Here is a 323-nt window from a genome sequence, read left to right as displayed (position 1 = left end):
TGAGCTGCTCATCCAAGCGCGGACGGAACATCTCGGCGGTCTGGGCGGTGCGGGTGTGGGGCTTCATGGGCTGCCAAATTTGCAAGAAAGCGCGGGGCCGGTATTTGTTTCCTTGCAAATATCGCACCACACTTCAGCCGAAATCGTATTGCAGATCAACGACTTGCGGATTGTTCAGGGTGGACCACTTAGTCGGCCTTGCAAAATTCAATTTGAGCCCTTGAGTGCATGATCGTGGCTGCGTTCAAGGCTTGCTCGGACCCACATGCCCCACATGGCCAGCCACAAGGCGGGCGCAAAAAGGCCCTTCAGGCCCTTGCGGG

1 protein-coding gene is annotated in these 323 nt (G+C 57.3%); it reads left to right on the top strand.

Features of this window, described 5'->3' with window-relative positions; all coding sequences use genetic code 11:
* On the top strand, positions 1-232 hold a 232-nt coding region (locus tag ABG80_RS23680; protein ID WP_235513985.1), incomplete at its 5' end, for a hypothetical protein.
* Positions 233-323: the final 91 nt, after the last annotated feature.

The sequence above is a fragment of the Aquabacterium parvum genome (assembly GCF_001447195.1).
Lineage (GTDB): Bacteria > Pseudomonadota > Gammaproteobacteria > Burkholderiales > Burkholderiaceae_C > Aquabacterium > Aquabacterium parvum.
This window is presented reverse-complemented; position numbering and strand designations above follow the sequence as displayed.